Source organism: Frankia sp. CoWAU3, assembly GCF_977971855.1.
In genome coordinates this window covers 2,858-5,345 of the sequence record NZ_CDWWXB010000229.1, presented here as the reverse complement: position 1 = coordinate 5,345, position 2,488 = coordinate 2,858, and the positions used below count along the sequence as shown (strand labels likewise).

Sequence of the window (2,488 nt, the reverse complement as noted above, 5' to 3'; positions counted from 1 at the left end):
ACCGGCAACGCCGGCCGGGCATTCGGCGAGCCCTCCCACGACATCACCGAACACTTACGGCCATTCTGACCACCGCCGGGGCGACCCTCGCGGTGAGCAGCATCCTGGCTCTGGTGAACGCGGGCGCCGCGCAGGCCGGTGGAGCGACCTGGGCGAGCTGCCCGGGCGGGCAGGCGACGGAGGTCGGTGTGCCGGCGGCGGCCGGAGAGCCGAACAGACCCGCGACGTATCTCGACGCCGGTTTCTACGTCCATGTCGCCTCGTTGTCGCCTCGTTGTGGCCGCCGGCCACGGCATCGCTGTGCCGGACCGGCCCCGGCCGGGGTGAGGAGGCCGGCGAGCCGATCTTCAGGTTCGGGCACCTGAGCTGCCCCGGCGGCGACGCGACCTTCGGTGTGCGCAGGCCCGCGGTACCGGACCGGGCGAGCGCCGACGTCCCGCCGGCGACCTGGGGGACCTACCTGCCGGCCGGCTGGTACAGCCTGGACGACCTGAGCGACCCGTCGTGGACGTCGGTTTGCTGGTCGTCCAGGAGACGCTGACCGATCCCGGCCGGCGAAGCGCCGATTCAGGTTGAAGCGCCGAATCCGGTCGACCGGATTAATCGGATTAACCGGAATCGGCGCGAGAGGACCGGGCCGATCAGTAGCGGTAGTGGTCGGCCTTGTACGGACCCTCGACGGGCACGCCGATGTAGTCCGCCTGCTGCTTGGTCAGCTGGGTGAGCTTCACGCCCAGCGCGTCCAGGTGCAGCCGGGCGACCTTCTCGTCGAGGTTCTTGGGCAGCACGTATACCCCGACGGGGTAGTTTTCGGTCTTCGTGAACAGCTCGATCTGCGCGATCACCTGGTTGGTGAAGCTGTTCGACATCACGAAGCTCGGATGTCCGGTGGCGCAACCGAGGTTCATCAGCCGGCCCTCGGCCAACACGATGATCGAGTGGCCGTCCGGGAACACCCACTCGTCGACCTGCGGCTTGATGTTGATCTTCTCGATGCCGGGGGTCCTGGCCAGGCCGGCCATGTCGATCTCGTTGTCGAAGTGCCCGATGTTCGACACGATCGCCTGGTGCTTCATCGCCGCCATGTGCTCGGCATGGATGATGTTGAGGTTGCCGGTCGTGGTGACGAAGATGTCCGCCGTCGCGACGACGTCCTCCAGGGTGGTGACCTGGAAACCGTCCATCGCGGCCTGCAGGGCGCAGATCGGGTCGATCTCGGTGACGATCACCCGGGCTCCCTGGCCGCGCAGCGCGTCCGCACAGCCCTTGCCGACGTCACCGTAGCCGCACACCACGGCGACCTTGCCGCCGATGAGCACGTCGGTGGCGCGGTTGAGACCGTCGATGACGGAGTGGCGGCAGCCGTACTTGTTGTCGAACTTCGACTTCGTCACCGAGTCGTTGACGTTGATCGCCGGAAATGCCAGCGTGCCGGCCTTCGCCATCTCATAGAGACGGTGCACGCCGGTCGTGGTCTCCTCGGTGACGCCCTTGATGTTCTTCGCGGTCTCGGTCCACCGACCCGGCTTCTGCGCGATGGTGCGGCGCAGGGTCTCCAGGACGATCGCGTACTCCTCGCCGTCCGCAGCGTCCGTCGCGGGGACCGCGCCGGCCGCCTCGAACTGGGCGCCCTTGTGGACGAGCAGGGTCGCGTCGCCGCCGTCGTCGAGGATCATGTTCGGGGTGCCGCCGTCCGGCCAGGCCAGCGCCTGGTCCGTGCACCACCAGTACTCGTCGAGGGTCTCGCCCTTCCAGGCGAAGACCGGCACGCCCCGCGGGTCGTCCTTGCTTCCGTTCGGCCCGACGACGACGGCGGCGGCCGCGTGGTCCTGGGTAGAGAAGATGTTGCAGGAGACCCAACGGACGTCGGCGCCGAGCGCTACCAAGGTCTCGATCAGCACCGCGGTCTGAATTGTCATGTGCAGGGAGCCCATGATGCGGGCGCCCCTGAGGGGCTGGCTGGCCGCGTATTCCGCCCGGGTGGCCATGAGGCCGGGCATCTCGTGCTCGGCAAGCCGGATCTCCTTGCGGCCGAACTCGGCCAGTGCGAGATCCGCGACCTTGAACTCGAAACTCATGCCCTCTCCTTCGATGCTCGGGCGGCTGCCGAGCCTATACGGCGGATGTCTCGTCCCGGTTTCCACCCGCCATCGGCCGCGGCCGTGATGCGCCGGCCTTGGAACGGGTTTCTTGAGCGTCCCACATGTCGCCGTGTTGACGAAGACCCGGTCCGGTTCTGTCGACCGCCGGGCCCGGGTCGTCCTGGCGCGGCTGGTGCACCCAGCCGCGTTCGTCCGCCCAGACCAACAGGGGTGGGAGGACGACCAGCGCGGATAGCAGGGCGACGGCGACGTTGAGGGCGACCAGCAGACCGAAGTCACGCAGCAGCGGTAGGGAGCTGAAGGCCAGGACGGCGACCCCGATCACGGCGGCGAGCGCGGAGACCACGAAGGCGCGTCCGGTGCGGGCCGCGGTCTGGTCGGCGGCC

At 68.6% G+C, this 2,488-nt stretch carries 3 protein-coding genes; all 3 read right to left on the bottom strand.

Annotated features, from left to right (window positions below):
* Positions 1-254: hypothetical protein (locus AC08ON_RS15990; RefSeq protein ID WP_476617254.1), on the bottom strand; the 254-nt coding region annotated here is incomplete at its 3' end.
* A 387-nt stretch (positions 255-641) separates the two neighbouring features.
* Positions 642-2,078: an adenosylhomocysteinase gene (ahcY, locus tag AC08ON_RS15985; RefSeq protein ID WP_476608316.1), complete on the bottom strand. Its 1,437-nt coding sequence runs from the start codon at positions 2,076-2,078 to the stop codon at positions 642-644.
* Positions 2,079-2,112: 34 nt separating this feature from the next.
* On the bottom strand, positions 2,113-2,488 hold a 376-nt coding region (locus tag AC08ON_RS15980), incomplete at its 5' end, for an MMPL family transporter (RefSeq protein WP_476617253.1).